23 protein-coding genes are annotated in these 26,246 nt (G+C 64.0%); 15 read left to right on the forward strand and 8 right to left on the reverse strand.

What is annotated here, in order from left to right; all coding sequences use genetic code 11:
• Window positions 1-56: 56 nt before the first annotated feature.
• On the forward strand, window positions 57-152 hold the full coding sequence (locus WM94_RS31225) for a hypothetical protein (RefSeq protein ID WP_371264042.1): 96 nt from the start codon (window positions 57-59) through the stop codon (window positions 150-152).
• Between the two features lie 371 nt (window positions 153-523).
• Here WM94_RS31225 and WM94_RS22925 read toward each other — a convergent pair whose 3' ends face one another.
• Window positions 524-1,789 carry an integrase arm-type DNA-binding domain-containing protein gene (locus WM94_RS22925; protein WP_038409467.1) on the reverse strand — a complete coding sequence of 422 codons (1,266 nt, stop codon included), beginning with the start codon at window positions 1,787-1,789 and terminating at the stop codon, window positions 524-526.
• 151 nt (window positions 1,790-1,940) lie between these two features.
• On the reverse strand, window positions 1,941-2,855 hold the full coding sequence (locus tag WM94_RS22930) for a LysR family transcriptional regulator (RefSeq protein WP_013972367.1): 915 nt from the start codon (window positions 2,853-2,855) through the stop codon (window positions 1,941-1,943).
• Window positions 2,856-3,061: 206 nt separating this feature from the next.
• Between WM94_RS22930 and WM94_RS22935 the strand changes: the two genes are divergently transcribed.
• The 5 genes from WM94_RS22935 to WM94_RS22955 all read left to right on the forward strand — a co-directional run bounded on the left by WM94_RS22935 (window position 3,062) and on the right by WM94_RS22955 (window position 11,556).
• On the forward strand, window positions 3,062-4,084 hold the full coding sequence (locus tag WM94_RS22935) for a zinc-dependent alcohol dehydrogenase family protein (RefSeq protein ID WP_015270146.1): 1,023 nt from the start codon (window positions 3,062-3,064) through the stop codon (window positions 4,082-4,084).
• A gap of 512 nt (window positions 4,085-4,596) precedes the next feature.
• Entirely contained in the window at window positions 4,597-5,982 is a 1,386-nt protein-coding gene (locus WM94_RS22940) for a hypothetical protein (protein WP_061552161.1), read from the forward strand.
• A complete protein-coding gene (locus WM94_RS22945) occupies window positions 5,982-7,337 on the forward strand; it encodes an aminotransferase class I/II-fold pyridoxal phosphate-dependent enzyme (RefSeq protein WP_061552162.1) in 1,356 nt (451 codons plus the stop codon). The genes WM94_RS22940 and WM94_RS22945 overlap by 1 nt, the downstream gene beginning before the upstream one ends.
• A 311-nt stretch (window positions 7,338-7,648) precedes the next feature.
• Window positions 7,649-9,298, forward strand: coding sequence for a VRR-NUC domain-containing protein (locus tag WM94_RS22950; protein WP_061552163.1), 1,650 nt, complete (start codon window positions 7,649-7,651; stop codon window positions 9,296-9,298).
• The gene (locus WM94_RS22955) at window positions 9,295-11,556 is read left to right on the forward strand and encodes an ATP-dependent DNA helicase (protein WP_061552164.1); all 2,262 of its coding nucleotides are present in this window, start codon (window positions 9,295-9,297) and stop codon (window positions 11,554-11,556) included. The genes WM94_RS22950 and WM94_RS22955 overlap by 4 nt, the downstream gene beginning before the upstream one ends.
• A 49-nt stretch (window positions 11,557-11,605) precedes the next feature.
• Here the strand turns inward: WM94_RS22955 and WM94_RS22960 are convergent, their stop codons facing one another.
• The gene (locus WM94_RS22960) at window positions 11,606-12,787 is read right to left on the reverse strand and encodes an NnrS family protein (RefSeq protein ID WP_061552165.1); all 1,182 of its coding nucleotides are present in this window, start codon (window positions 12,785-12,787) and stop codon (window positions 11,606-11,608) included.
• A 214-nt stretch (window positions 12,788-13,001) separates the two neighbouring features.
• Between WM94_RS22960 and xerC the strand changes: the two genes are divergently transcribed.
• From xerC to ureG, 9 genes are all read left to right on the forward strand, one after another.
• On the forward strand, window positions 13,002-13,916 hold the full coding sequence (gene xerC / locus WM94_RS22965) for a tyrosine recombinase XerC (protein ID WP_015270152.1): 915 nt from the start codon (window positions 13,002-13,004) through the stop codon (window positions 13,914-13,916).
• A gap of 393 nt (window positions 13,917-14,309) precedes the next feature.
• Window positions 14,310-15,143: an urease accessory protein UreD gene (locus tag WM94_RS22970; RefSeq protein ID WP_061552166.1), complete on the forward strand. Its 834-nt coding sequence runs from the start codon at window positions 14,310-14,312 to the stop codon at window positions 15,141-15,143.
• A gap of 9 nt (window positions 15,144-15,152) precedes the next feature.
• Window positions 15,153-15,455 (forward strand): urease subunit gamma, encoded by a 303-nt coding sequence (locus WM94_RS22975; RefSeq protein WP_003256923.1) that lies wholly within the window; start codon window positions 15,153-15,155, stop codon window positions 15,453-15,455.
• 19 nt (window positions 15,456-15,474) lie between these two features.
• On the forward strand, window positions 15,475-15,792 hold the full coding sequence (locus WM94_RS22980; protein WP_003256924.1) for an urease subunit beta: 318 nt from the start codon (window positions 15,475-15,477) through the stop codon (window positions 15,790-15,792).
• Window positions 15,789-17,492 (forward strand): urease subunit alpha, encoded by a 1,704-nt coding sequence (gene ureC / locus WM94_RS22985; RefSeq protein ID WP_013972449.1) that lies wholly within the window; start codon window positions 15,789-15,791, stop codon window positions 17,490-17,492. Before WM94_RS22980 ends, ureC begins: the two co-directional genes overlap by 4 nt.
• A 10-nt stretch (window positions 17,493-17,502) precedes the next feature.
• Entirely contained in the window at window positions 17,503-18,012 is a 510-nt protein-coding gene (gene ureE / locus WM94_RS22990; RefSeq protein ID WP_039612953.1) for an urease accessory protein UreE, read from the forward strand.
• Between the two features lie 17 nt (window positions 18,013-18,029).
• Entirely contained in the window at window positions 18,030-18,575 is a 546-nt protein-coding gene (locus WM94_RS22995) for a HupE/UreJ family protein (protein ID WP_061552167.1), read from the forward strand.
• Window positions 18,575-19,249 (forward strand): urease accessory protein UreF, encoded by a 675-nt coding sequence (locus WM94_RS23000; protein WP_039612955.1) that lies wholly within the window; start codon window positions 18,575-18,577, stop codon window positions 19,247-19,249. Before WM94_RS22995 ends, WM94_RS23000 begins: the two co-directional genes overlap by 1 nt.
• 11 nt (window positions 19,250-19,260) lie before the next feature.
• The gene (gene ureG / locus WM94_RS23005) at window positions 19,261-19,884 is read left to right on the forward strand and encodes an urease accessory protein UreG (RefSeq protein WP_010953755.1); all 624 of its coding nucleotides are present in this window, start codon (window positions 19,261-19,263) and stop codon (window positions 19,882-19,884) included.
• A 343-nt stretch (window positions 19,885-20,227) separates the two neighbouring features.
• On the opposite strand, the gene WM94_RS23010 is transcribed toward ureG, so the two are convergent.
• The 5 genes from WM94_RS23010 to WM94_RS23030 all read right to left on the reverse strand — a co-directional run bounded on the left by WM94_RS23010 (window position 20,228) and on the right by WM94_RS23030 (window position 26,194).
• Complete coding sequence (locus WM94_RS23010; RefSeq protein ID WP_061552168.1) at window positions 20,228-20,956, reverse strand: thioredoxin family protein; 729 nt, start codon at window positions 20,954-20,956, stop codon at window positions 20,228-20,230.
• 94 nt (window positions 20,957-21,050) lie between these two features.
• Window positions 21,051-23,252, reverse strand: a complete 2,202-nt coding sequence (locus WM94_RS23015; protein WP_061552169.1) for an LTA synthase family protein — start codon at window positions 23,250-23,252, stop codon at window positions 21,051-21,053.
• Between the two features lie 135 nt (window positions 23,253-23,387).
• Complete coding sequence (locus tag WM94_RS23020) at window positions 23,388-24,668, reverse strand: transporter (RefSeq protein ID WP_024087027.1); 1,281 nt, start codon at window positions 24,666-24,668, stop codon at window positions 23,388-23,390.
• 46 nt (window positions 24,669-24,714) lie between these two features.
• Window positions 24,715-25,467, reverse strand: a complete 753-nt coding sequence (locus WM94_RS23025; RefSeq protein WP_061552170.1) for a hypothetical protein — start codon at window positions 25,465-25,467, stop codon at window positions 24,715-24,717.
• Window positions 25,468-25,513: 46 nt separating this feature from the next.
• On the reverse strand, window positions 25,514-26,194 hold the full coding sequence (locus WM94_RS23030) for a C39 family peptidase (protein WP_013972457.1): 681 nt from the start codon (window positions 26,192-26,194) through the stop codon (window positions 25,514-25,516).
• Window positions 26,195-26,246: the final 52 nt, after the last annotated feature.

Raw genomic sequence — 26,246 nt, forward strand, 5'->3', positions numbered from 1 at the left:
GAAAAGCGGACCTGTTACGCCGGGTAAAGCTCCGCAGGGGCGCCCAAGATACTCGCCTGCGTGCTGAGATAATCCTTGCGTATGCGGCTGGCAGGTCAGACAAAGACATTGCTCAGCGCTTGGGTGCCAACAAGGATTTGGTGTTACGCTGATGACAATGCTTCTCAATATAGGGACTGCTACGTTTGAACGATGAGCCGCGTTCTAGCCGTCCTTGCACTATGTCGGATGAGTTGGTTCAGCAAGTGATAAATCAGTTATTGCAGGGTATCCGATGATTCCAGTCACTGGGGTAAGCGCCCTTTGAGCCGTGAGACGGGTATTCAGTCCTGAGCTTCCCCTGCACCATATGCGCTCCCGTTGCAACCCTTAAAGAATGAGTCCAGAATTAAGGCCATTCCCAATTTTGGGATGGCTGAAAGCTCTTAGATTTCAACAGCTCGCAAGCCCGATGCGAGTCTCGTTTCCCGCTTCGCACTCATCGTTCTCAACAGTGCTTCAACCCCCGCATGCGCACCTGAACTTACTCAGCGAGTGCAGCATTTTTGCGTAACCGATCTAAGTAATCCGTCCATTGCTGTGCGGCCTCCCGACGCTGCGGCAGCAATTGCGCGCGGGCATACACGGCACCCAGTGCACCTGGCATGCGGTGCGATAACGACAACTCCAGTACAATCGGATCGATACCTAAATGCTCGTGAGCGATAGTGCGGTAGGTGGCGCGGAAACCGTGCGCAGTGATGCGGTATTCCGGCCAGATCCGCTGGTAGGCCTTGGCCAGGGATGTGGCGTCCACTGGATAGCCTGGGTAGACCGGCGATACAAAGACCCAGCCATTGCCCGCTTCATCCACCACCCGCCGTTCATGTAGTTCACGCAACAGCACAAGGGCTTGCTCCGGCAGTGGCACGATGTGTTTGCTCTTATCCAGATGGCGTGTTTTCCCTACTACATAGCGCCAGTCGGCGCTGACCAGATCGATGTCTTCCCAACGCATTTTCACCAGCTCGCCGGGGCGCACCGGCAGCATGACCAGCAAACGCATCGCCATGCTCACGCTGCTCGGGCTGAGCTCATCCAGACGAAGCAGAAGGTGACCCAAATCGGCTGGACGTTCGATCGCTGGATTACTGGTCACCACATGGCGAACCTTGAGCTCTTCGGTGTTGCTCAGGGCCACGTTACGCTCCACCCAGCCGCGGCCCTCAGCGAAACCGAGCACGGCACGGATGATGGTACGCACGCGCTTGGCCATGGCCAGTGTGCGTGCTCGGCGCAAGGTAGCGATGATCTCGATGATGTGGTCCAGTTTGATCTCGCTGACGGGAATGTTGCCGATCGTGGGCAGGATGTGATTGTTCAAAGCGCCGCGAAAGCCCGCGAGGGATTTGCTCACGAGGTCGTGTGACTTGAAGGCCAGCCACTGTTCGGCGACGTAACTGAATGAGCGTTCCTCATTAAGTAGCTGCTCGGCGATTTTCTTGCGTTTGGCCTTCAGCGGGGCGACGTGATGAGCTACGTTCTGGCGCGCGGCTCGGGCCAGGTCGCGGGCGTCTTTCAAGCCAATGTCGGGATAACGGCCAATCGCGTACACGTTCTCCTTGCCGTTCAGGCGATACCTCATCCGCCAGTATTTTGCTGCAGGCTTGTTCGACTTCTGCGAGGCCTGAACATGCAGGTAAAGACCGGGTACCTCGCCGTCGGCGTACTTGCCGGGGTCAGCAATGGCACGCAAGAAGGCATCGCTGAGTTTACGCCGCAATGCAGGCGTGGGGAGGGAAGTCGTCATGTGCGGGTACTTTTTTTCGAAACGGAAAAAGTACCCCAAAATATACCCGCAGGCGTATTGGAAATGAGCGGAATACGACGGACGGCCTTAGATGTAGACTCAGGTTAAGATACTGATTTTATTGATTTTTGCGGATCTTGATGGAAGTCGGTCACAAGCTATCGGGATCCCCGAAGAACATCTGTATCCGCGACCGCAACCACCGCTCCGCCGGGTCATTGTCCTGCGCCCCGCGCCAGGCCATGTGCAGTTCGAAACTGCGCACGTCCAGCGGCAGATCCTCGGCCCGCAACCCACCCGCCGCGGTCAACGCATCCGCCGTGTAGTCCGGCACCGTAGCGACAATGTCGGTGCCCGCCAGCAAGCTCCCCAGCCCGTTGAACTGCGGCACCGCCAGCACCACATGGCGCTTGCGGCCAATCTCTTCCAGCGCCTCGTCGATGAACCCCGACAGGTCCCCGGCAAACGACACCAGCGCATGCGGCCGCGCGCAGAAGTCGTCCAGGGTGATGGCGCCGGGCACGCTGTCGGCGCGCAGCAGTTTCGGCATGCTGCGGCGCAGCACCTTGCGCTTGGCGTTGGCTGGCAGCTCGCTGGTGTAGCTGACCCCCACCGAGATCTCGCCCGAAGCCAGCAGCGTCGGCATCAGCAGGTAATTGACCCGGCGCACCACCAGCACGATACCCGGCGCTTCGGCGCGTATGCGCTTGAGCAGCTGCGGCAGCAGGGCGAATTCGGCGTCGTCCGACAGGCCGATGCGGAACACCGCATTGCTGGTGGCCGGGTCGAATTCGGCGGCGCGGCTGACGGCGGTGGAAATCGAGTCCAGCGCCGGGGACAGCAGGGCGAAGATCTCGTGGGCCCGGGCCGAGGGCTCCATGCTGCGGCCGGTACGCACGAACAGCGGGTCGTCGAACAGGTTGCGCAGGCGTGACAGCGCCGCGCTGATGGCGGGCTGGCCGAGGAACAGTTTTTCCGCGGCACGGGTCACGCTGCGTTCGTGCATCAGCGTTTCGAACACGATCAGCAGGTTGAGGTCTACGCGACGCAGGTCGTTTCGATTCATCGGTGAGCTTCGCCTGAAGTGGGGCAGAGGTGAATCTTAAGGCCAAAGGCTGGTACCCTGCACGGGTTTAGGGGGACCAATCGCAGGGAAAGTCAGGTGCCCAATCGATGACAGGCATGTCGACTATTAATGACCACTGATGGTCTAACCGGCAAAGCCCGGATAAAGTCCGTGGTAATTAGAGGTTCACAAAGGCGAGGTATGCGATGTCCCGCATGATCCGTTTCCACAAGTTCGGCGCTGCCGATGTGCTCCGTTGCGAGGAGCAGGCCGAACCGTCACCTGCTGCCGACGAGGTGCAAATCCGCGTCGAGGCGGTTGGCGTCAGCTGGTATGACGTGCTCTGGCGCCAGAACCTGGCACCGTCCCAGGCGCGCCTGCCGGCGGGGATCGGCCACGAGATGGCCGGGGTGGTGACCGCGGTCGGTGAAGGGGTCGAGGATATTGCGGTGGGTGACCGGGTTGCCAGTTTCCCGGCCACCAGTGCCAACGACCACCCGGTGTATGGCGATGTCATCGTGCTGCCGCGTTCGGCCATTACCCGTTATCCGGATGTGCTTACCCCGATCGAGGCCAGCGTGCACTACACGCCGCTGCTGATCGCGTATTTCGCCTACGTCGACCTGGCCCGGGCGAAAGCCGGGCAGACGGCGCTGGTCACCGATGCCAGCCACTGCGCGGGCCCTGCCTTCGTGCAACTGGGCAAGGCCCTGGGGCTGAAGGTGTTCGCCGCCACCAAGGAGCCGGAACAGCGTGAGTACCTGCTGGGCCTGGGCGCCGACAAGGTTATTGTCACCGAAGAGCAGGACCTGCTGCTGCAGGTTGGCAAGTACACCGATGGCCGTGGTGTGGACATGGTCCTGGATGGCATGGGTGGGCCGCAGATGTCGCTGCTCGGCGATGTACTGGCACCGCGCGGCAGCCTGGTGCTGTATGGCCTGCAAGGCGGGAATCAGACGCCATTCCCGGCTTGCGCGGCGTTCCAGAAGAACATCCAGTTCTATGTGCACTGCATCGGCAACTTCACCGGCAAGCCGGAGCTGGGTATCAGCCAGGACCAGGTGGCGCTGCAGCGCGCCTTGCGCGATATCAACCAGTTCACTGCCGACCAGTTGCTGACACCGCAGATCATCAAGGTTTACCCGTTCGAGCAGGTGGTCGAGGCGCATCGCTACATGGACCAATGCCCATGCGGCGGGCGCGTGGTGCTGGACATGGCGCAACACTGACAGCGGTTTGCGTCATCAGGAAGCCCGGGCAGAGTCCCGGGTTTTTTGTGCCCGGTACAGAATGATTGATGTTTAAAAAAGAATTTTCCTACAAAAAAAGGAGACGCGGATTATATTTAAACGATCACTCGGAGGTTCGTCGAAATATTCCGCCAAGCTTTTTGCCTTGAATTGTTATTCCCTCGCGGTCAATGTGTTTTCTCACTTCTTCTGAATGGTTTTTTTACCCTGATCTGTATCTTCTATTCGCCTTGCATCCCTCGATAATGGCTCAATGATAGTTTGCGCAAGGAGCGTGGAATGAGCATGGCTATGCCCAGGCCAGGGCGGTGTATGGCAGCGGCGGGGCGTCGCTACGATGCGTTTTTCTCGATGTCTTGGCGACAGTGACTGGTTACGTCATTACTTCCAATTAGTTGTAGGAAATTTCTTCTGGAAAAGTTCAGGGCATGTTGATGTTCAGGTTCTCTGATCAACGTGCGCTGGCTGCATGAAGTTGATGAGGTGATTTCGTGACTGCTATTCACGACCAGGCAATGCACTATATCTACCAGCAAGTACTCGAGCGCTTGCTCAGTCATATGTCACAGGCGCAGCGTGCTTCCTTGCAGTTGTTGATACAACGGCTGCTGGTTGCTGCAGGCGGGCCAGAATACATCGGCACCTACCGCTTGCTGGTGCTGCAAGGCAACGATCACCGCAGTGCCCGGCTGCTGGCGATGCTGCGTGCCGCACAACTGAGTATCGCCCTGCGTGCGCCGGTAACCTTCCAGCTGCGGGTGCTGGTAGTGAGCCTGCCCGTGGCTGACAGTGCCACGCTCGAATGCCATGAGCGCGGCTTCAATGCGCTGTTCTTGCAGGATGACCCGCGGGTGCAACTGCAGATGATCAAGGGGCGTGAAGTAGTGCCGTTCAGCCGGCATGCCCCTGCCGCGCCCGAAAGCTGGCTTTTGGCGAGGGACGCCATGCTGATGTTCGGTCACCTGGTCGACGCCAGCCCCGAAGCGCTGCTAGGGAGTCGCCTGCACCTGGAGTTGGCGGCCGCGGTGGGCTTTGCGCTGCAGGCCCATACCCCTGCGGATGTATTGATCACCGCCATCCCGGCGTGCCAGCGCCGCCGGTACCTTGCCTGGGCACGGCGCAGCTTGCGCCTGGCAGGGGAGCGGGGGTCGCATGCGGTGCACCAGTGCCTGGCGACGCTGGCACAGGGGCTCAGTCGCCTGCACGGCAGCATCGGGGGCCCATCGAGCGCCCTGGCGGAACCGGCCGTGGGGGCGGCGCCGCAGAACACGCCGGTGCGGTTGATTGCCATTGACGACCTGCTGCCGCCGTTGCTCGAAGAACAGCAGCTTGACCTCATGCTCGGTTGCCGCTTCGAGGGGGGCCAGGACGCCCGGCCATTGGCCGCGTTCGTCGAGCCGTTGGCCCCGGCGCAGTTGCAGCAACTGCACGCGCGCAGTCTCGAACCGCAGGCAAGTCGCCCGGCATTGCGGCTGGCTGGCCAGCCGGGCGCCAACAAGCGGCGCGATGTGCATCAACTGCAGTTCGGCAGGGCATACGGCATCAACCAGATCCAACAGGTGTGCCTGCTGTTCAGCCCGTTTGCCAGGCAGGGGAAGAACCTGGAGCGTTTTCTGCAGTGCTGGCATGCCGACATGCTGGTGGCGCTGCCATATCTGCATCGGGCCTTGCAGGGTAAACCCTGCCCTGAAGCGGTGAAAAACTGGCTGGTGAACACCAGCGGCCTGCCGCTGGGGCAACTCAGGTTGATCTATGGCGGGGGCCTGCCGCTGGCCTCCTGGCGCCTGATGAGCCATCTGGCCCGTCGCGATGTACAGCTGAGGTTGCTGCCGCGGCGGGCAGCGGGGCGGCGGCGTGGTCATGCGGGGCCGCCTTGATGGAGCAATCGGGCGCCGGAGAGTTCGCCTATCGCAAGGTCTATCGCTACCTGGAAGCCCTGATCGACCAGGCTCCACGAAGTGGCCCCTGCCGTTTGCCGTCGTTGCGCGAGTTGGCCCGGCGGTTGCGGGTGTCATTGGCCACCGTACAGAGTGCCTACAGCCTGCTGGAAGAAGAGGGCCGCGTGCAATGCCTGCCCAGGTCGGGCTATTACGTACAGGGCACTGCCAAGGATGCTGCCGCGGCCATGCCTCTGCAGGCACCCCTGCCGGCACAGCCGATGCTGGAGCGAACCCTGCTCAGCCACGAACGGCGCCTGGCACGTCAGCGCACGCACAATGGTGCCCCTTGGGACGCGCCCGGCAGCGCCCGCCTGCGCAATGCCGTCGCAGAACGCTATACCCGTTCCTCCAATCGGTACTGGCGTGCCGATGACGTTCAGTTGGCTCCGGATGTGCAGGCGTTGCTGGAGACCTTGCTGGCGGCCTTGGCCGTGCAAGGAGGAACCGTGGTGGTGCACTCGCCCTGTTGCTGGCAGGTACTGCGCGCGTTGGCCCGCGCCGGCATGCGAGTGTTGGAGGTACCACTGGATACCTGCGGCAACCCGGACCTGCGCGCCCTGGCCTGGCTACTGGATAACGAGCCGGTGTGCATGCTCGTGATGCCGTCGTGCCTTGGCATGCCGCAGGGGCGGCTGGTATCACCGCACTATCAGCAGCAGCTTGGCCAGATGCTTGGGCAGCACTCTGTATGGGTGCTGGAAAACGACCTGGACAGTGAGCACTGTTACAGCGGGCCGCCGAATATGCGCCTGCGCGATTGGGTCGACCCCCGCTGGTTATTGGTGATGGGGGCGTTCGATGCCGCAGTGGGGAGCGAGGCGCCCTATGCCTACTTGCTGGGCCATGATGCCGGGCTGGCCAAGGCTTTCGCGGAGCGTGCGTTTCGGCTTGCACCGCTTCGCCTGCAAGCGCTGGCGCACATGTTGGGCAAAGGCGAGATCGAGACGCAACTGGTGCGGCTACGCACGGACCTGCAAAAGCGTATGCAATGCCTGGCGCGTGAGCTGCAGCTGCAGTTTGGCCAGCGGGTGGCATTGGAAATGCCGGAGGGCGGTCGGACCCTGTGGGTGCGCTTTCGCCAGCCGCTGCCATGGGCGGATATTGCCGCGTCGTTGGCGGGTTCAGCGCTGCATGCAATGCCGGGCGAGCAGTTCAGCCTGCAGGGGCGCTACCAGCAGTGCCTGGCGATGGCGTGGCTGGGTAATCACCCGGGTGAGCTGCAACAGGCGGTAGAGCGCCTGGCCCAGGTGCTGGAACTGCGCTGTGGCCGGCCCGCCGGGGTTACACCTTGAGCCGTCGGGGGATGTCGGGCGGTGCTGTGCGCAAAGAACAGATATCGCTCGCCTGACGCATCCTTTGTAGGAGCAGCCTTGTGCTGTGATGAGGCCGACACCGGGATGTAGTCGAACAGGGCAATGTTCTGCACGTATTCGCACAGGCCGACACCGCCGCCGTGCGGGCCAGTTCGCCGGGGCTGCTGCGCAGCCCATCACGACACAAGGCCGCTCCACAGGCAGCGCCACCGAACTGACCCACGGCACTTGCCAGGCTTACTGGTCTGTATGTATAACCAGTACCCCTTCCAGCCGCCTGACCCCAGCCCGTGATCGCCCATTCCGTCGACGACCCGTTCTACTACCTGCACAATTTCCGCCAGGTGCTGCTGTGGGTAGAACAGCGCTACGAAGACCTGCTCGACGATCAGGAACTCGCTTTCATCCACACCTTCAGCCAACTGGACGCCCCGGCGCAGGCCCTGATGGTGCGCATGGTCATGCGCAAGGGCGAGCTGTTTCGCAGCGACCGCCTCGACTATGCCGAAATCGGCGATACCGGACAGGCCCTGCAGCCGTTGCTGGCCCTCGGCTGGGTACGGGAGCCCGCGCAACTGGAACTGCAGCAACTGTTCGCCCTGCTGCGCAAGGACGAATTTGCCCGTTGTTTTGCCCCACAGCTGAGCCGCCCTCGCGCCGCCAAGCATGACCTGCTTGCACAGCTGCAACCTCTGGACCTGCAAGCCCGTTCACTGGCCGAGTGGTTCCCGGACAGCGGCATGCGCATCCTCCATTGGTGCCTGCAACCCTTGTGCGACCGCATGCGCCTGCTGTTCTTCGGCAACCTGTACCAGGACTGGTCGGACTTCGTCCTCGCCGACCTTGGCTTGTTGCGCTACGAACAGGTGCCGTTCAGCCCCGATTCGCGTGCCCTTCAACAACGTGCCGAAGTCGACCTGGCCATGGCCTTGCACCGTTGCGCCGAGCGCCTTGAGCAAGGCGACGACCCGCAGGCGATCCTGGCAGCCATGCAGGGCCTGCACAGCGACAACCCATGGCTGGCCCGGCGCCATGCGCGCCTGCAATTCGCCTTGGGCCAGCAATGCGAGCGTCTAGGCGACTGGTCGCAGGCCATGGCTGTGTACACGCAGTGCAGCCATGCCCAGGCGCGCATCCGCCAGGTGCGGGTGCTGGAGCGCAGCGAGCAGTGGCCCCAGGCCCATGCGCTGGCGCTGCAACTGGCGGCGGCGCCGGCCAACGCCCTGGAAGTGCAGGCGCTGGAACGCATGTTGCCACGCCTGGCACGCAAGCTCGGTGGCCCGCCACAGCGGCGCCAGCGTGTCGCGCCGCTGGAACTGATCGAGCTGGAGCTGCCCCGGGAACAGGCAGCGCTGGGCGTGGAGGAGGCGGTACGCCAGTACCTGGCCGAAGCCGGTGGGCCGGTGCATTACGTGGAGAACACGCTGTTCAACAGCCTGTTCGGCCTGCTGTGCTGGGAGGCGATCTTCGCCCCGGTGCCTGGCGCCTTCTTCAACCCGTTCCAGGCCGCCCCGCAGGACCTGCACGACGGTGATTTCCAGCAACGCCGCAGTGCTCTGTTCGACCGTTGCCTGGGGCGACTCGACGATGGCAGCCATCACAGCGCGATTCTCGACTGCTACACCGCCAAGCAAGGCCTGCAGTCGCCGTTCGTGTTCTGGTCCGTGCTCAGCGAAGAGTTGCTTGAGCAAGCCCTGGCCTGCCTGCCGGCGGTCCATTTGAAACAGTGCTTCCTGCGCCTGCTGCAGGACATCCGCAACAACCGCGCCGGCATGCCCGACTTGATCCAGTTCTGGCCCGAACAGGGCCGCTACCGCATGGTCGAGGTCAAGGGGCCCGGCGACCGCCTGCAGGACAACCAGCTGCGCTGGCTGGAGTTCTGCCGGGCGCACGGTTTGCCTGTCGCGGTGTGCCATGTACGCTGGAGCGAAACGCCTTGAGCTATAGCGTGGCGGTACGGGCCTTGTGCGAGTTCAGCGCCAAGGTCGGCGACCTGGACCTGCGCTTCACCCCATCACCCACCGCTCAGGAGGGGATCGAGGGGCACCGTCGGGCGGTGGCGCGACGCGCTGCGGGCTATGAGTCGGAAATTACCCTCGAAGGCCAGTTCGAAACCTTGAAAGTACGTGGCCGCGCCGACGGTTACGACCCCACCTGCAACCGCCTGGAAGAGATCAAGACTCACCGTGGCGACCTGTCGCGCCAGCCGGCCAACCATCGCCAGTTGCACTGGGCGCAGGCCAAGGTCTATGGCTGGTTGATGTGCCAGGCTCGGAAACTGCCGAACATCGAGGTGGCGCTGGTGTACCTGGACGTGGACAGCGATGGCCAGACGCTGATCAGTGAACACTGCACGGCAGCCGAACTGCAGGCCTTCTTCGAGACCCAGTGCCAACGCTTTCTGGCTTGGGCACAAGGGCAGGAGCAGCGCCTGGCCGAGCGTAACCAGGGCCTGCAAGCGCTGGGCTTCCCCTATCCGGCGTTCCGCCAGGGCCAGCGACAACTCGCAGAAACCCTGTACAAGGCGGTAAGCACTGGCCGCTGCCTGATGGCCCAGGCCAGTACCGGAATTGGCAAGACCCTCGGTACCTTGTTCCCCCTACTCAAGGCCATGGTGCCGCAGCAACTGGACAAGCTGTTCTTTCTCACCGCCAAGACCCCGGGCCGGGCCCTGGCCCTGGATGCCATGCGCCAGATCACCGATGCCACGCCGCAGCCGGCCTTGCGCACGCTGGAGCTGATCGCCCGCGACAAAGCCTGCGAGCACCCCGACAAGGCCTGCCATGGCGAATCCTGCCCCTTGGCCGCAGGCTTCTACGACCGCCTGCCGGCCGCGCGCGCTGCGGCGGCAGCGTTGCCCATGCTTGACCGCGCCCAGCTGCGCGAAGTGGCCTTGGCGCACCAGGTGTGCCCGTATTACCTGGGCCAGGAGATGGCATGCTGGGTAGACGTGCTGGTGGCGGATTACAACTACTACTTCGATGCCCATGCCTTGTTGTTCGGCCTGACCCAGGCCAACCAGTGGCGGGTCGCGGTGCTGGTGGACGAGGCGCACAACCTGGTCGAGCGCGGCCGAGGCATGTACAGCGCCAGCCTCGACCAGGGGCAGTTGTTGGCCCTGCGCCAGAGCAAACCGCCCGGGCTGGTCAGTGCGCTGGACCGGCTGAACCGGCAGTGGAACGCCCTCTACAAGGAGCAGCGCGCGCCGTACCAGGCCAGCGAGTCGCTGCCAGATGCTTTGCTGCATGCCCTGCAGCAATGCATCGGGCTGATCCAGGAACAGATGAACCAGGCACCCGCGCAAATGGACCCGCAGGTGCTGCAGTTCTTCTACCAGGCGTTGCAGTTCAGCCGGGTTGCCGAGCTGTTCGACGAGCACTTCCTGTTCGACATCAGCCAGCGCCAAGGGCCACGCAAGCGGCGGCTGGCCACCCTGTGCCTGCGCAATGTCACCCCGGCGCGCCTGTTGGGCCCACGCATGCAGGCGGCGCGCAGCGTGACGCTGTTCTCCGCCACCCTGAGCCCACGGCATTTCTACAGCGACCTGCTGGGCATGCCGGTCGATACCGCCTGGCTGGAAGTGGCCGCGCCGTTTCGCGCCGAACAGCTGGAAGTGCGCATCGCCAGCCAGGTATCCACCCGCTACCAGCAACGCCAGGCTTCGTTGGCGCCGATCGTCGAGCTGATTGCCCGGCAGTACGAGCGGATGCCGGGTAATTACCTGGCGTTCTTCAGCAGTTTCGAGTACCTGCAACAGGTGGCCGGGCTGTTGGCCGAGCGACATGCGCAGATACCCATGTGGGTTCAGGAACCAGGCATGGACGAAGCGGCCCGCCAGGGCTTTCTCGATCGTTTTGTGGCGGATGGCCGTGGGGTGGGCTTTGCGGTGCTGGGTGGTGCATTCGGGGAGGGGGTGGACTTGCCGGGCACACGGCTGATCGGCGCGTTTGTCGCCACCCTCGGGCTACCCCAGGTCAACCCGGTCAACGAGCAGTTCAAGCAGCGCCTGGGGCGGCAGTTTGGTGCGGGGTTCGATTACGCCTATCTCTACCCGGGCGTGCGCAAGGTTATCCAGGCGGCAGGCCGGGTCATCCGGGGCGACCAGGACCGTGGCGTTCTGGTCTTGATCGACGAGCGCTTCGCCGAACCCCGGGTGCAGCAAATGTTCCCGGGGTGGTGGCCGGCGCCGGGAGGTTAACGCGGCCCCGGCGATGGGCCGCAAAGCGGCCCCAATCTGGGCATCAAGGCTAGCCAGGCATACCGTCAGCCCGTGGCCGCAGCAGGATGGGCAGGTAGTGACGCAGGAACAGCAGCAGCGCCAGGCTCCAGCACACCACCGAAAGGCTCACCCCCAGCGGCGTGAACAGCGGCAGCACCACCCGCGCCAGCGTCGCCAGTTGGATCAAGGCAAAGGCCCAGGCAATGCTGGTTGGCACCTGCAGCGGCCTGCCGCTGTGGCCCAGGCTGACCCGTGCCATCATCGCCAGGATCAAGCCGCTCATGGCGCCCACGGTCAGGGCGTGGGTCACCAGGCTCGGGCCCAGCGCCACCCCGGCATGCCACAGCGCCATGCCCAGGCAGGCAATGGCAATCCAGGCATAGGCCAGATGCAGCGACCACAGCAGGGGCACACGCCACAGGCCGCGGTCATGCCACAAGGCCAGGCGGGCCGTATGCAGGGCAAACAAGGTGCCGAACAGCACGGCAAGGCCTACTCGCGCCGTATCGGCCAAACTCGAAGCAAAGGCCAGCGGTACCGCCACGCTCAGCAGCAGGCAGGCCCGGTCCAGCCAGGGGCGGGCAGGGGCCGGTGCCATGTTGCCCAGGCCGCGCCGGGTGAAGAACGGGATCACCCGCCCGCCAAGCACGGTCATCATCGCGGCCACCAGCCACAACCCGGCAAACACCCCGCGGCGCTGCCACAGTTCGTCCTGGCGCAGCCAGCCGACCAGGGTCAGCCACTGGCAGGCGGCGATCAACAGCACCAGGCCGACGATCGGGTAGTTGTTACGCAAGCGCCGTTGCACGATCGGCCGTGCCAGGGCTAGTGCCACCAGCGGCAGGAAGCTGCCCTCGATCACTACCAGCACGCTGCCCGGTAGTGGCAGGAACCAGCTCACCCGGCCCAGCAGCCAAAGCAGGAACAAACCCTGTAGCGGGCGCCCGTTCAAGCCTGGGATGCCGCTCCAGTTCTGCACGGCGGTCAGCAGGAAGCCCGCGATGATGGCAGCAGCAAAGCCATAGAGCATTTCGTGGCGGTGCCAGGCGAGCATGCCACCGGGGGGCGTGGGCTTCAGCGCACCGGCCAGTACGCCGCCCCACAACAGCAAGGCGAGCAGCGCGAACAAACTGCCACCCAGGAAGAATGGGCGGAAACCCAGGCCCCAGACGGCCTGGCGTGGGCGTGAATCGATCGGCTGCACAAGCATGGGCTGACCTTCGTTCGTTCAGTGGGCTCAATTGGGGTAAGATCACGATCCGTGCCAGCTCCGAACCCCTTGTATATCAAGGTGATGGCACTTCTTCGGGTCCGAATGACATGTGTATTCCGCTGTTATTTGGACCTGCTTGTATGTCGTATTGACTTGCTTCAGGGTCTGGCCGGTTCGCCGCTGGCCAACGCTTCGCTACAGGATTCACGTTTTGTCCGACCTCTCGAAAAATCCGCTGCTGCAGTACATGGCCCGCCTGGCCCCATCCAGCCAGCAAACCATGCGCTACATCCTTCAGGACGCCGCCGATCGGCTGGGTTTTGTCGACTGCAATATCGTCGATGTGCCCTGGCATCGGCTCGAGCCCGGCCATGTGATCGCCCTGGTGGCGGCGCTGCGTGCGGATGGTTACGCCCCCAACAGCTCGTCGCTGTACGTCAACGCCATTCGCGGTGTGATGAACGAAGCCTGGCGCCAGGGCCTGATCGATCACGAGCAGTTGCTGCGCATTCGCGAGGTCAAGCCGGCCACCGGCAGCCGCCTGCCGCCGGGGCGCAACCTGCGCCGCAGCCTGATTCGCGAGCTGATGGATGTGTGCGCGGCCGACCCACGGCCTCAGGGTGTGCGTGACGCGGCGATCATCGCCTTGCTGTACGGCACCGGCATGCGCAAGTCGGAATCGGTGGACATCGACCTGGACCAGGTCGACTTCGAAGCGCGCAGCCTGCAGGTGCTGGGCAAGGGCAACCGCCAATTGATCAAGTACGCCCCGCCATGGGCGTTCGAGAAGTTGCAGGCGTGGCTGGACCTGCGCCGCCAGGACTTGCCCGCAGGGGCCGAAGACGACCCGTTCCTGTTCAACCGCATCCGCCGTGGCAGCCATATAACCCGGGCGCGTATCACCAAGCATGCCATTTACTACATCGCCCGCCAGCGTGGTGCGCAGGTGGGCGTGAAGATCATGCCGCACGACTTCCGTCGCGCGTTCATCACCCGGGTGATCGAAGAGCACGACCTGTCCATTGCGCAGAAGCTGGCGCATCACGCCAATATCCAGACCACCGCCATCTATGACCGGCGTGACGACAACGAACGCCGGCGTGCGGTGGACCGCTTCGATTACTGAGGCCTTGTCGCTGTATAAAGGGCTTGCTCTAACCCTGTGGGAGCGGGTTCAACCGCGAACACGGGCGAAGCCCGTGCCATGCACTGGGTTGGATTCTTCGCGGGTAAACCCGCTCCCACAGAGGCCGTGTCGCAGCATCGGGTAATTTTTGCCTTGAGATCCCAGCACCGAAACAGGGCCGAAGCACGCCCCTGCCTTGTGCGCCATCTCCCTCTATGCCCGATGCCAGAGCGGCCATGGCAAATCCTTCATCTTCGTTCACCTGCGGAGTTGGCCCGCAACCTGCTATATCCAGCCTGCGAATTTGATCGAGTGGTCAGGGCGCGCACGCCGTAGCCGTGCGTGCCTGCCACTCTAAACGGCCAGCAGGCCACGGATTTCAGGGGCCGCAGGATGTCGCTCGCGGAGCAGATCGAACAACAACACGACGATGCCGGTTGGAGCGCTCACCTGCAGTTGCGCTTCGTCAGACGCGACAAGGTGACCCGCCTTGGTGCGTGGCGGCATTTCGGACCTCTTTTGGTGCAGCGGCCATTCTATCCCGAAGGTGCACCGTGCCATGTCTACGTGCTGCACCCTCCTGGAGGGATCGTCGCTGGCGACCGCCTGGAGCTGGATATCCTGCTGGAGCCGGGCAGCCACGCGCTGCTGACCATGCCCGGCGCCAGCAAGTTCTACCGCAGCATCGGCCCGACCGCGCGGCTGGTCCAGCGTTTTCACCTGGGCGCCGACAGCACCCTGGAGTGGCTGCCGCAGGACAGCATCTTCTTCTCCGGCGCCCGCGCCAGCCTCGACAGCCGTTTCACCCTCGAACCAGGGGCGCGCCTGCTGGCCTGGGAAACCCTGTGCCTGGGGCGCCCGGTGATGAACGAGCGTTTCGAGCAGGGTGCCCTCGACAGCCGCCTGCACATCGAACTGCCCGACGAAGTGGGCCTGCACGAGCGCCTGCGCGTCGAAGGCGGGCGCCTGAGCAAGCTTGGCGGGCATCCGCTGCTAGCCACCTTCTGCGCCGCACCCGCCGACCAGGCCGTGCTGGATCTGGTGCGCCCGCTGCTCGACGAGATGGCCAACCCGGCCGGCGCGACCCTGCTCGGGTCGTTGCTGGTGATCCGCGTGCTCGACCATGACAACCAACACCTGCAACGCACCCTGCAACGCCTGTGGCATGTGCTGCGCCCGGCCGTCCTCGGCCTGCCGGCCTGCCCGCCGCGTATCTGGGCCACCTGAGAGAGCGCCATGGAGCTGACCCCGAGAGAGAAAGACAAACTGCTGCTGTTCACCGCCGCGCTGCTGGCGGAGCGGCGCCTGGCCCGTGGCCTGAAACTCAACTACCCGGAAGCGGTGGCGTTGATCAGTGCCGCCGTGCTCGAAGGCGCCCGTGATGGCCGCACCGTCGCCGAGCTGATGAGCCTGGGGCGTGAAGTATTGAGCCGCGAGCAGGTAATGCCTGGCATCGCCGAAATGCTCCACGACGTGCAGGTTGAAGCGACCTTCCCGGATGGCACCAAGCTGGTGACCGTGCATGACCCCATCGTTTGAAATTGCCCAGGAGCCCCGCATGATCCCAGGTGAAATCCAGGTCGCCGCCGGCGACATCGAGCTGAACAGCGGCCGCGCGACAGTCACTGTCAGCGTGGCCAACCATGGCGACCGGCCGGTGCAAGTCGGCTCGCACTACCACTTTTACGAAGTCAACGAGGCGCTGGTGTTCGAGCGCGCGCCTACGCTGGGCTTTCGGCTGGACATCCCCGCGGGTACCGCCGTGCGCTTCGAGCCTGGTCAGGCGCGTACCGTGCAACTGGTCGCATACGCCGGCAAGCGCGAGGTCTACGGCTTCCAGGGCAAGGTGATGGGCGCGCTGGAGGGCAGGGCATGAGCCGCATTTCCCGCCAGGCCTATGCCGACATGTTCGGCCCCACCGTGGGCGACCGCGTGCGCCTGGCCGACACCGCGCTGTGGGTCGAGGTGGAGCACGACTTCACCATCTATGGCGAAGAGGTAAAGTTCGGTGGCGGCAAGGTCATCCGCGATGGCATGGGGCAGGGCCAGATGCTGGCTGCCGAAGCCATGGACCTGGTACTGACCAATGCCCTGATCATCGACCACTGGGGCATCGTCAAGGCCGATATCGGTATCAAGCACGGGCGTATCGCGGTGATCGGCAAGGCTGGCAACCCCGATGTGCAGCCGGGCGTGAACGTGCCAGTGGGCCCCGGCACCGAGGTGATCGCGGCCGAGGGCAAGATCGTCACCGCCGGTGGTGTCGACTCGCACATCCACTTCATCTGCCCGCAGCAGGTGGACGAGGCGCTGAACAGCGGTGTCACCACCTTCATCGGCGGCGGCACCGGGCCGGCCACCGGCACCAATGCCACCACCTGCACGCCCGGCCCCTGGTACCTGGCGCGCATGCTCCAGGCCGCCGACAGCCTGCCGATCAACATCGGCTTGCTGGGCAAGGGCAACGCCTCGCGGCCGGAAGCGCTGCGCGAGCAGATCGCAGCCGGCGCCGTGGGCCTCAAGCTGCACGAAGACTGGGGTTCGACACCAGCAGCCATCGACTGCTGCCTGGGCGTGGCCGAGGAAATGGACATCCAGGTGGCGATCCACACCGACACCCTCAACGAGTCCGGCTGCATCGAAGACACCCTGTCGGCGATCGGCGACCGCACCATCCACACCTTCCACACCGAGGGTGCTGGTGGCGGTCACGCCCCGGACATCATCCGCGCGGCAGGCCAGGCCAACGTGTTGCCTTCCTCGACCAACCCGACCCTGCCGTACACGGTCAACACCGTGGACGAGCACCTGGACATGCTCATGGTCTGCCACCACCTGGACCCGAGCATCGCCGAAGACGTGGCCTTTGCCGAGTCGCGCATCCGCCGCGAAACCATCGCCGCCGAGGACATTCTCCACGACATGGGCGCCTTTGCCATGACTTCGTCCGACTCCCAGGCCATGGGCCGGGTTGGCGAGGTGGTGCTGCGCACCTGGCAGGTGGCCCACCAGATGAAGCTGCGCCGCGGGCCACTGGCGCCGGACACCAGCTACAGCGACAACTTCCGGGTCAAGCGCTACATCGCCAAGTACACCATCAACCCGGCACTGACCCACGGCATCGGCCACGAAGTGGGCTCGGTGGAAGTCGGCAAACTGGCCGACCTGGTGCTGTGGGCGCCGGCGTTCTTTGCGGTCAAGCCGGCCCTGGTGATCAAGGGCGGAATGATCGTCACCGCGCCCATGGGTGACATCAACGGTTCCATCCCCACGCCGCAACCGGTGCATTACCGCCCGATGTTCGGCGCCCTGGGCGCGGCGCGGCATGCCACGCGCATGACCTTCCTGCCCCAGGCGGCGATGGATCGTGGCCTGGCTGAGGAGTTGAACCTGCGCAGCCTGATCGGCGTGGCCCACGGCTGCCGCCGGGTGCGCAAGCCCGACATGGTCCACAACACTTTGCAGCCGCTGATCGAGGTCGATGCGCAGACCTACCAGGTGCGTGCCGACGGTGAACTGCTGGTCTGCGAACCGGCCCGCGAACTGCCGCTGGCCCAGCGTTACTTCCTGTTCTGAAGGAGCACCGATGATTGTCTTGACCCGCCGTATCACCGAGCCCGGCACGCTGGGCGAAACCGGCACCGTTACCCTGGACGTGGACAGCCGCATCAAGAGCCGCCTGCGGGTGACCCTGGATGATGGTCGCGAGGCCGGGCTGATGCTCGAACGCGGCCACCTGCTGCGCGGAGGCGAACTGCTGGCCGATGCCGAGGGCACCCAGCTGATCCGTGTGCTGGCGGCGCCCGAAGCGGTGTCCACGGTGCGTTGCGCCGACCCGCACCTGCTGGCCCGCGCGGCCTATCACCTGGGCAACCGCCATGTACCGCTGCAGATCGAACCCGGCCTGCTGCGCTTCCAGCACGACCACGTGCTGGACGACATGTTGCGTGGCCTGGGCCTGACGGTAGAGGCCGAACAGGCGCCGTTCGAGCCTGAAGCGGGCGCCTATCAGAGCGCACCGCACAGCCACAGCCACAGCCATAGCCACACCCACGGCCACGATCACCCGTTCGTGCGCCTGCCTGCCCATTCCTGAACTGCCTGGAGCAACCGATGAAAAAGACTTTCGCCCTGTTTCTGCTGATGCTGGCTCTGCCTGCCTTCGCCCACCCCGGGCACGACGCCAACCCGCTGCAGGACGGCCTGCTGCACCCGCTGACCGGTCTTGACCACCTGCTGATGCTGCTGGGCACCGGTGCGCTCGCCGCGCTGACCCGGCGCAACCTGACGCTACCCCTGGCAACCCTGGCGGCGATGTTTGGCGGCGCGGTGTGCGGCCACCTGTTCGGCGATGTACTGGGCATGGAAACCCTAATTGCCGTGTCGCTGCTGGTGGCTGCCGGTGCCGTGCTGCTGCCCAGCCGCCAACTGCTGCTGGCAATGGCCATGCCGGTGTTCGCCCTGTTCCATGGCTGGGCCCATGGCGTGGAAGCCACGCCAAGCGCGTTCTGGCAGTTCAGCGCCGGCTTCGTCACGGTCAGCGGCCTGTTGCTGGCGGCCGGCTTTGCGGTCGGTTGCCTGTTGCGCAGGCATAGCGGCCTGCAGAAGGCCTTTGGCGGCGGCCTGCTGGCCGGCGCCGCGCTGGTACTGGCTGGTTGATGGACAGCGACCTGGCGCTGTTGCGCCTGCTGCAGCTGGCCAGCCCTGGCTTGCCGGTGGGTGGCTTCACCTACTCGCAAGGCCTGGAGTGGGCGGTCGAGGCGGGCTGGGTACGGGACGTGGATGGTTTCGCTGCCTGGCAGCGCGAGCAGATCGACGACACCCTGGCCTGCCTCGACTGGCCGGTGCTGGCGCGCTTGTACCACGCCTGCCAGGCCGAGGACGCCGAAGCCTTCGGCCACTGGAGCCGCTTTCTGCTGGCCAACCGTGAAACCGCCGAGCTGCGCCTGGAAGAACAGCAGCGCGGCGCGGCGCTGGCACGGCTGCTGGACGGCTGGCAACTGGGCCAGGCGCCGGCCTGGCGGGCCAGCCTAGAACTCACCCAGCTGGGCGGTATGGCCTGGCTGGCTGCGCATTGGGCGATCCCACTGCGCCAGTTGGCCCTGGGCCATGGTTTTGCCTGGCTGGAGGGCGCGGTAATGGCCGGGGTCAAGCTGGTGCCGTTCGGCCAGCAGGCCGCCCAGACCTTGCTGCGCGACCTGGGGGCAGGGCTGCCCGCGGCCCTCGACCAGGCACTGGGCCTGGGCGATGACCAGCTTGGCGGCGGCCTGCCGTTGCTGGCCATTGCCTCATCGCGACACGAAACCCAATACACCCGTTTGTTCCGTTCCTGAGGACTGCCTGCATGCAAAGCTATCAACAACCCCTGCGCGTCGGTGTCGGCGGCCCGGTCGGCTCCGGCAAGACGGCGCTGCTCGAAGCCTTGTGCAAGGCCATGCGCGACCATTACCAGATCGCAGTGGTCACCAACGATATCTACACCAAGGAAGACCAGCGCATCCTGACCGAAGCCGGGGCCCTCGAGCCGGAGCGCATCGTCGGCGTGGAAACCGGCGGCTGCCCGCACACGGCGATACGTGAAGACGCCTCGATGAACCTGGCGGCGGTCGAAGCACTGGCGCGCAAATTTGGCAACCTCGAGGTGATCTTTGTCGAAAGCGGCGGTGACAACCTGAGTGCCACCTTCAGCCCTGAGCTGGCCGACCTGACTATCTACGTGATCGACGTGGCCGAAGGCGAGAAGATCCCGCGCAAGGGTGGACCAGGGATTACCAAGTCGGACTTCCTGGTGATCAACAAGACCGACCTGGCGCCCTATGTGGGGGCTTCGCTGGAGGTGATGGAGCGCGATACCCAGCGCATGCGCCCGCAGCGGCCATGGACCTTCAGCAACCTGAAGAAGGGCGAGGGGCTGCAGGCGGTGATCGACTTCATCGTCGAGCGCGGGATGCTGGGTGTGCGCGGGTGATGTAACGGGTTGAACGCAGTCTTGACCATGGCGCAATTCCTGTGGGAGCGGGTTTACCCGCGAACACCGGCGCAGCCGGTGCCACCCACCGCGTTGGCTTCTTCGCGGCTAAAGCCGCTCCCACAGGTACAGCGTTGCTCTCGAGGTTGTCGCTATACCTGTGGGAGCGGCCTTGTGTCGCGAAAGGGCCGCAACGCGGCCCCAGGGTTGATTCACAACAATTGAAATTCCTAGGGCTGCTTTGCAGCCCTTTCGCGACACAAGGCCGCTCCCACAGAGGTCGCGCCGCCTTTGGGAATTTGAGCAAGACAGTTGCTCCCACAGGGATATGTGTTGGCTCACGTTATTTGTGGCAGCAGTTAGGCTTATCCGGCTGCCCTTCATAACGGTCGTGGTGCCGCACCCAGTCCATGGTCCCGGCCTCGTTGCGCCCCAGTGGCGCGATGTCGAGGAAGTTGTAGGTGTTGACCAGGATGTCCAGCCCGCGGGCATAGGTTGAGTAGGTGTGGTACACGCTGCCGTCCGGCTCGCGGTAGAACGCACTCAGCCCGGGAAGCTCGCTTTCATCGCCCTCATATGGCTCATAGTTGTACTGCCGCTGGCCCTCGCTGCCGACGCTGACGCCAAAGTCCTCGTTGAAGCCGCTGCCATGTGACGAATACCAGGGGAACTGCCAGCCCATGCGTCGGCGGAATGCCTGGAACTCGGCATACGGCGCACGCGACACCGCCACCAGCGACACGTCGTGATGGGCCAGGTGCAGGTTGGCGCCGTCAAAGTGGTCGGCCAGGAATGAGCAGCCGTGGCAACCTTCGCTCCAGCCTTCGGCGAACATGAAGTGGTAAACCAGCAGTTGGCTGCGGCCTGCGAACAGGTCGGCCAGGCTCAGTTCGCCGTCCGGTCCCTGGAAGCGATAGTCGTGCTCCACCTTGACCCAGGGCAGGGCGCGACGGGCTGCGGACAGCGCGTCGCGGTGGTGGGTGAAGGCCTTTTCGTGCAGCCACAGCTGCCGGCGGGCCGCCAGCCACTGGCTGCGGGAAACCACCGGGTGCCTGCTTTCGCTCGTGCTCATGGTGTTATCTCCACATTGGGGGGATTCACACACTAGTCGAGCACTGGCGGGTTGAATCGACAGGTCGCGGCAGCCCGGCGATGAGTGGTACCGTTCAGCCCGAATGGGCGATATGCCCTTCGGTCAGCTCATCCGCTGCTTCGTCTTCCCCTGGCAGTGCGGTTATCACACTGAAGTCGCTGATTTCCACCTGGCCACCACCATAGCCCAGCAAATGGAAGGAAAACGCCTTGCGCGCGGTCGGGTTGTCGAAGCTGAACTCCATCTCCAGCGGCTCGTCGGCAGTGACTTTCACTTCGTAAGGCAAGCCCAGCGGTACGTCCTGCTCCAGCTGCTTGGCCTTGAGCTGGATATAGGCTGCGCGCTTGGGGTCCAGCGAACGTACCTTGACCCGTACGCGGGTATGCGAACCCTCGGGCATTTCCAGGTACTGGGCGCCGATCAGGTTGTCGGCCCAGTCATCTTTGATGCGCTTGCGCAGCTGGATCGGCGATGGGCCGCCGAACTGGTAACGAAGGTTGAGCGGTGTCTGCAGCAGGGACTGGTCGAGCACCCCGGCGAGGGCACCGATCTGCTGGCCCAGCAGGCTGTCGCCCAGGCCAAGGTAACGTGCCTGGTCGGCGATGAAGCCCTCGCTGGCGTAACGCCGGCAGCGCTGCTGGAAGTCGCACTCGGTGAACACACCCCGGCCGTCGTGATAGCGCAGCATGCCGTTGGTGTAGGAGATCATTTCACGACCGCTGTCGTAATCGCGGTACAGCGAGCGACCGCCGAGCGCCATGGGGATGGGCAGCGCAAAGTAGTCGAGCAGCGAGGTGGCCAGGTCGATATGGCCGTAGGTGCCCCGCTTGATCCGTGGCAACTGCGCCTGCTCCGGCGCCAGGGTGAGGTTGAAGCCCCAGGACGAGGCCAGGCGCACACCGTCGATACCGTGGGACTCGTCGGAAGTCACCACCACCAGGGTGTCCTTGAGTACGCCCTGGCGTTCGAGGTTGTCGAGGAATGCACCGAGCGCATCGTCCAGGTAGGCGACTGCCGCCTGTTTCGGCGTGTCGTAGCGCTCCATGTACTCGAACGGCGCCGAGTAGGGCTGGTGGGTGCCCACGGTGAGCAGGGTCAACATCCATGGCTTGTCCTGCTTTTGCAGCTGGCCGACGTAGTTCAGCGCCCCCTCGAAGAAGGAGCGATCATCCTTGCCCCAGGGGAAGTCCAGGTAGTTCTTGTTGCGGAACCACTCCTGGCCGTGCACCGAGTCAAAGCCGATGTGCGGCATGATGCGGTCCTTGGCCATGAAGCGCAGGCCGGCACCCTGCAGGTAGTGGGTAGTGAAACCGGCCTGGCGCAACTGCGCCGGCAGGCAGGCCTGGTTGCGATCGTTCTGGGTCAGCAGCTCCATGCCCTTGGGCGTGCCGTTGGCCAGCTTGTCATAGTCACCGCAGAGCATCGCGTACAGGCCACGGATGGTCTGGTGGGTATGCAGCACGTAGTCCGGGGTGTTCATGCCGCGCTCGGCCCACTGGCTGAGCTTTGGCATCAACTCTTCGTCGAAGCGGCTGTGCAGGGCCTGGCGGTTGGGCCGCAGGTAGGCCCCGGGGATGCCTTCCACGGTGATGATCAGCAGGTTGCGGGCGTTGCCTGGCCCGGCGAGCAGCCGCTGGCCATGCAGGTCGGACTGGGTCAGGCCGGTACTGGCCAGAGGGGTGAAGGTATGTGTGCGGCCCATCCAGCCTTCGACCTGGCGCTGCAGGTTGCCGGCCCCGGCCGACAGCAACTGGTGGGTGAGGTTGTATTGCCGCCATTGGTCGGCGTCGGAAGGTACCAGTTGCTGGCTGCCCCAGTGGGCGCCAAACAGCAGCAGCGGAATGGCCCAGGCCTTGCGTGGCAGCGGCTGGCTGCGTTGGCTACGGCTGCGCCAGGCGATGGCCAGCCAGCCCAGCAGGCCGGTGCCCATGATCCAGGGCAGCCAGGCATGGGCCAGGCCGCCACCGGTCGAGTTTTCCATGAACTGCGGGTCGAGCAGGTATGTCAGGTCAGCGCTGGTGGGCAAACGGCCAACCGCGCTGACCAGTTCGGCCGAAGCCACCCAGAGGGCCGCCCAGGCCAGCAATACGGGGAGCGCCAACCACCACGGCCGACGGTGCAGCAGCAAGACCAGCAGGCTGCCGAGTGCGAGGTCGGACAGGTAACCGAGCGGGTTGGACCAACCCAGCATGGCGCGCGTACCCAGTGGGATCACCAGTACCAGGGTCGCCAGGGCGACAAGCCGGGTACGTGGGTGGTCTGACAGGTTCTTCACGAAAACATCCCTTTTGCCATTAAATCGTCATGCAACTGTGCTTGATGATAACAGGCCGTGGCATGGAAGGCGGTCCGGGACAAGGCTGGTAACCAAAACCGGGCCCTTTAGCGCGGGCCCGGCCGATGGCAAGTATCAGAAGTAGTAGGGGAATTTCAGGCTGAAGGAAAAGTCCGGTGCGTCATCGGTCAGACCAATGGACAGGTTGGGCACGATGGTCAGGTTGTCGGTGGCGGCGAAGGTCATGCCGATGTTGAAGTTGGCTGCGTTGTAGTCGCTGTTGGAGATCGACTGCCAGTCACCACCATCCGGCTTTATCTTGCTCTTGCGGGCGAACTGGTCGGACACCGAGAACGACATGCTCATCTTCTCGTTCAGGGCAAAGGCGATACCGCCGCCGATCTGCCAGGAGTCGCCCAGCTTCACGTCGCCGGGCACCTTGCTGTTGACCTGTGGGCTGATGTCGCTGAACGAGTCTTCCATGTTGTAGGTATAGGACAGGCTGCCGAAGAGCACGGCCGGGTCGAACGTCTTGACCAGCGAGATGCCCGGCGTGATCGACCAGACGCCGTTGCCGGTCGGCAGGCTTTCCGGTACCGACAGGTTGTCGTTGCCCTCGACCTGGCGCAATTTGATGCCATACGGGTCTTTGCCGGTCGGTGCCTTTATGCGCAAGGTAGCGACGGCGTCAGGCCAGGTCTCGTCTTCGTCGAGGAACTTGTAGGCGACGCCGACGTTGACGTCGCCAATTTCCGGGTCGCGGGTTACGGTTTCGTCCGAGGTGCTCGCCCCGGCTCCCCCCGCACCGCCGGAAGAGTAGGTGGATTCGCGGTACACCACCGGGACGTTGATGTCGAACTGCCAACGCTGGGCGAGGTTGTAGCGGGCAGTCATGTCCAGGGTCCAGTTATCTGCCTTCACCCGGTCAAGGTTGATACTGCCGAGGAAGATCGAGTCAAGTGCCAGGAAGCCGTTGAGCACCAGCGCCCGAGTATCGTAGTGGGTATAGGTGACACCGGTCTCGAAGCTGAACTTGCCGCCGCCGAAGAAGCCGCTGGCCTCGTCATACAGGTTGGACACGCTCTGTGCCGGTTCGGCGTCGGCGGTCAGCGCCTGACCATAGGAGCTGCCGGTGGTGCCCGGTGCACCCGATGCCACCGTCTGTGCGCCCTTGACCCCTTCGGCCGGGGACCTGACCAGGCGTTTGGGCGGTGGTGCTGCCGGGGTTTCCTCGACCTGGCGTACGCGCTGCTCCAGCACCATCAGCGCTTGCTGCTGGGCTTCGTAGCGACGTTTCAGTTCCATCAGTTCCTGCTTGAGAGCCTCAACCTGTGGGTCGGAGGCGGCGTAGAGCAATGTGGCCGGGGCCAAAGTGGTCAAACACACAAAAGCTTTGAGCGATAAAGATCGGTGCATGGAATTGCCGTCCCTGCCGACTACTTTTGATGAGACTGAGCGTAGATCAGTATCCGAATGTGCGAAGACCTTTGAGCTGATCGAGGCTACCGTTCAGCGACGCGGCTGTAGGCACGCTTTCACGCATCACCACATTGAGCGTGGTGACGTTGTTCACCCGGTTGCCATTGCCCAGCAGCGTCGAGTTCTGCATCAGGCCACCCTGCGCCAGGCGCTGTACGCTGCTGCCCTGGTTGTTGCTGGCATTGATATTGAACTGCACCCCTACGCCGCTGGCAGACACACTCAGCGCACCTGCGCCGTTTTCGCCCGTCAGCGTCTGGCCGTTGGCCAGTGCCTGGCCCTGTGGCTGCGCGGTGGGCGCCTGGTTGGCCTTGGAGACATTGATGGCGACATCGTTGTAGGCGGTGTTGTTGTCGCCAGCGGCGCGTACCACCTGGGTAACACCCTCTGTGGTGTTGAGGCCGGCACCGCCCGTGACGGTACCGGTACCTGGTGCGGTGGATCCAGCTGACGTTGTGCCGGTGCCGCTTTCGTCGATCAACGACACATAGAATTGCGGTTTGATGGTTGACTGCTGAATCTGCATCGTGCTCGTGGCACCGATCACGTCCCCTTTGGCATTCTGCCAGGTGCTGGACATGACAATACCGAAACTCACGATTCGCCCCGGCATCACGTAGCGGCCACGCAGGGTCGCCAACTCATGGTCCTTCAGCTCGATGGGCTTGAACGTTTCGGCATGGGTGGGAAGGCTGACGGCCAGGCATGCGATCGCGAGCCAGAATGGGTTCTTCATTGGGGTGCTCCCCGGAGCCTCGTGCTCCTTGTCGTTGCAAGAGTCGTTAGAAGAAGTCGCTTTTGATGAAACCGAAGTCCAGCAGCTCTGCATCCTGCACCGGGGTGAAGTTGTTCACCCGGCCCTTGGCGGTCAGCGGCAGGGGCGGGTCGAGCAGGATGTTGTTCTTGTCGTAGCCTTGGCCGATGACGGCGAAGATGATGCCGTTCCAGCCCTTGAGAAAATCTTCGACCTTGTAGCGCTTGTGGCCCAGTACCGGGTCACCGATATACACCCAACCCTTGTCGACCTTCTGCATGACCACGAAGTGCTTGTAGCCGCGCACGTCCATCAGCACCACGACCGGGATGCGCACGCTGTGCAGGGTCTCGGGTGCCACCCGGTAGCCGCGGGCACGCATCCCCAGGCTTTCCACGTAGCGTTTCATGTCGAGCATCGAGAAGCCTTGCGTGCGCACCAGGTCCTGGTCGGCGTGGGCCAGCATGCCTTCGATGATCTGTTGCTCGTCCACATCCAGCCAGTAGGCCTGGCGCAGGATGGTGGCCAGCGCGGCGGCGCCGCAGCTGAAGTCGGTTTTCTGTTGCACCAGGTCGGCGAACTTGCGCTCGCGTATGCTCTGGATGGGCTTGAACACCACAGCGCCGCCCGGCAGGACGGACAGCGGCATTTGTGCAGCTTCGCTCATGCTGGCCAGGCACAGCAAAAACGCCAGGGCAATGATGCGCATGATCGGATGCCTTCCGGTTCTGTTGAAGAAAGGCCCCCCGAAGGGGGCCTCA

This window comes from Pseudomonas sp. ABFPK, from assembly GCF_001586765.1.
In the GTDB taxonomy this organism is placed as follows: Bacteria; Pseudomonadota; Gammaproteobacteria; order Pseudomonadales; family Pseudomonadaceae; genus Aquipseudomonas; species Aquipseudomonas asiatica.

Excerpts from the sequence above, each read along its gene's own strand:
- WM94_RS22925 (WP_038409467.1), bottom strand. The coding sequence starts at position 1,789 with ATGACGACTTCCCTCCCCACGCCTGCATTGCGGCGTAAACTCAGCGAT.
- WM94_RS22930 (WP_013972367.1), bottom strand. The coding sequence starts at position 2,855 with ATGAATCGAAACGACCTGCGTCGCGTAGACCTCAACCTGCTGATCGTG.
- WM94_RS22935 (WP_015270146.1), top strand. The coding sequence starts at position 3,062 with ATGTCCCGCATGATCCGTTTCCACAAGTTCGGCGCTGCCGATGTGCTC.
- WM94_RS22945 (WP_061552162.1), top strand. The coding sequence starts at position 5,982 with ATGGAGCAATCGGGCGCCGGAGAGTTCGCCTATCGCAAGGTCTATCGC.
- WM94_RS22960 (WP_061552165.1), bottom strand. The coding sequence starts at position 12,787 with ATGCTTGTGCAGCCGATCGATTCACGCCCACGCCAGGCCGTCTGGGGC.
- WM94_RS22970 (WP_061552166.1), top strand. The coding sequence starts at position 14,310 with ATGTCGCTCGCGGAGCAGATCGAACAACAACACGACGATGCCGGTTGG.
- WM94_RS22975 (WP_003256923.1), top strand. The coding sequence starts at position 15,153 with ATGGAGCTGACCCCGAGAGAGAAAGACAAACTGCTGCTGTTCACCGCC.
- WM94_RS22980 (WP_003256924.1), top strand. The coding sequence starts at position 15,475 with ATGATCCCAGGTGAAATCCAGGTCGCCGCCGGCGACATCGAGCTGAAC.
- ureC (WP_013972449.1), top strand. The coding sequence starts at position 15,789 with ATGAGCCGCATTTCCCGCCAGGCCTATGCCGACATGTTCGGCCCCACC.
- ureE (WP_039612953.1), top strand. The coding sequence starts at position 17,503 with ATGATTGTCTTGACCCGCCGTATCACCGAGCCCGGCACGCTGGGCGAA.
- WM94_RS22995 (WP_061552167.1), top strand. The coding sequence starts at position 18,030 with ATGAAAAAGACTTTCGCCCTGTTTCTGCTGATGCTGGCTCTGCCTGCC.
- WM94_RS23000 (WP_039612955.1), top strand. The coding sequence starts at position 18,575 with ATGGACAGCGACCTGGCGCTGTTGCGCCTGCTGCAGCTGGCCAGCCCT.
- ureG (WP_010953755.1), top strand. The coding sequence starts at position 19,261 with ATGCAAAGCTATCAACAACCCCTGCGCGTCGGTGTCGGCGGCCCGGTC.
- WM94_RS23010 (WP_061552168.1), bottom strand. The coding sequence starts at position 20,956 with ATGAGCACGAGCGAAAGCAGGCACCCGGTGGTTTCCCGCAGCCAGTGG.
- WM94_RS23020 (WP_024087027.1), bottom strand. The coding sequence starts at position 24,668 with ATGCACCGATCTTTATCGCTCAAAGCTTTTGTGTGTTTGACCACTTTG.
- WM94_RS23025 (WP_061552170.1), bottom strand. The coding sequence starts at position 25,467 with ATGAAGAACCCATTCTGGCTCGCGATCGCATGCCTGGCCGTCAGCCTT.
- WM94_RS23030 (WP_013972457.1), bottom strand. The coding sequence starts at position 26,194 with ATGCGCATCATTGCCCTGGCGTTTTTGCTGTGCCTGGCCAGCATGAGC.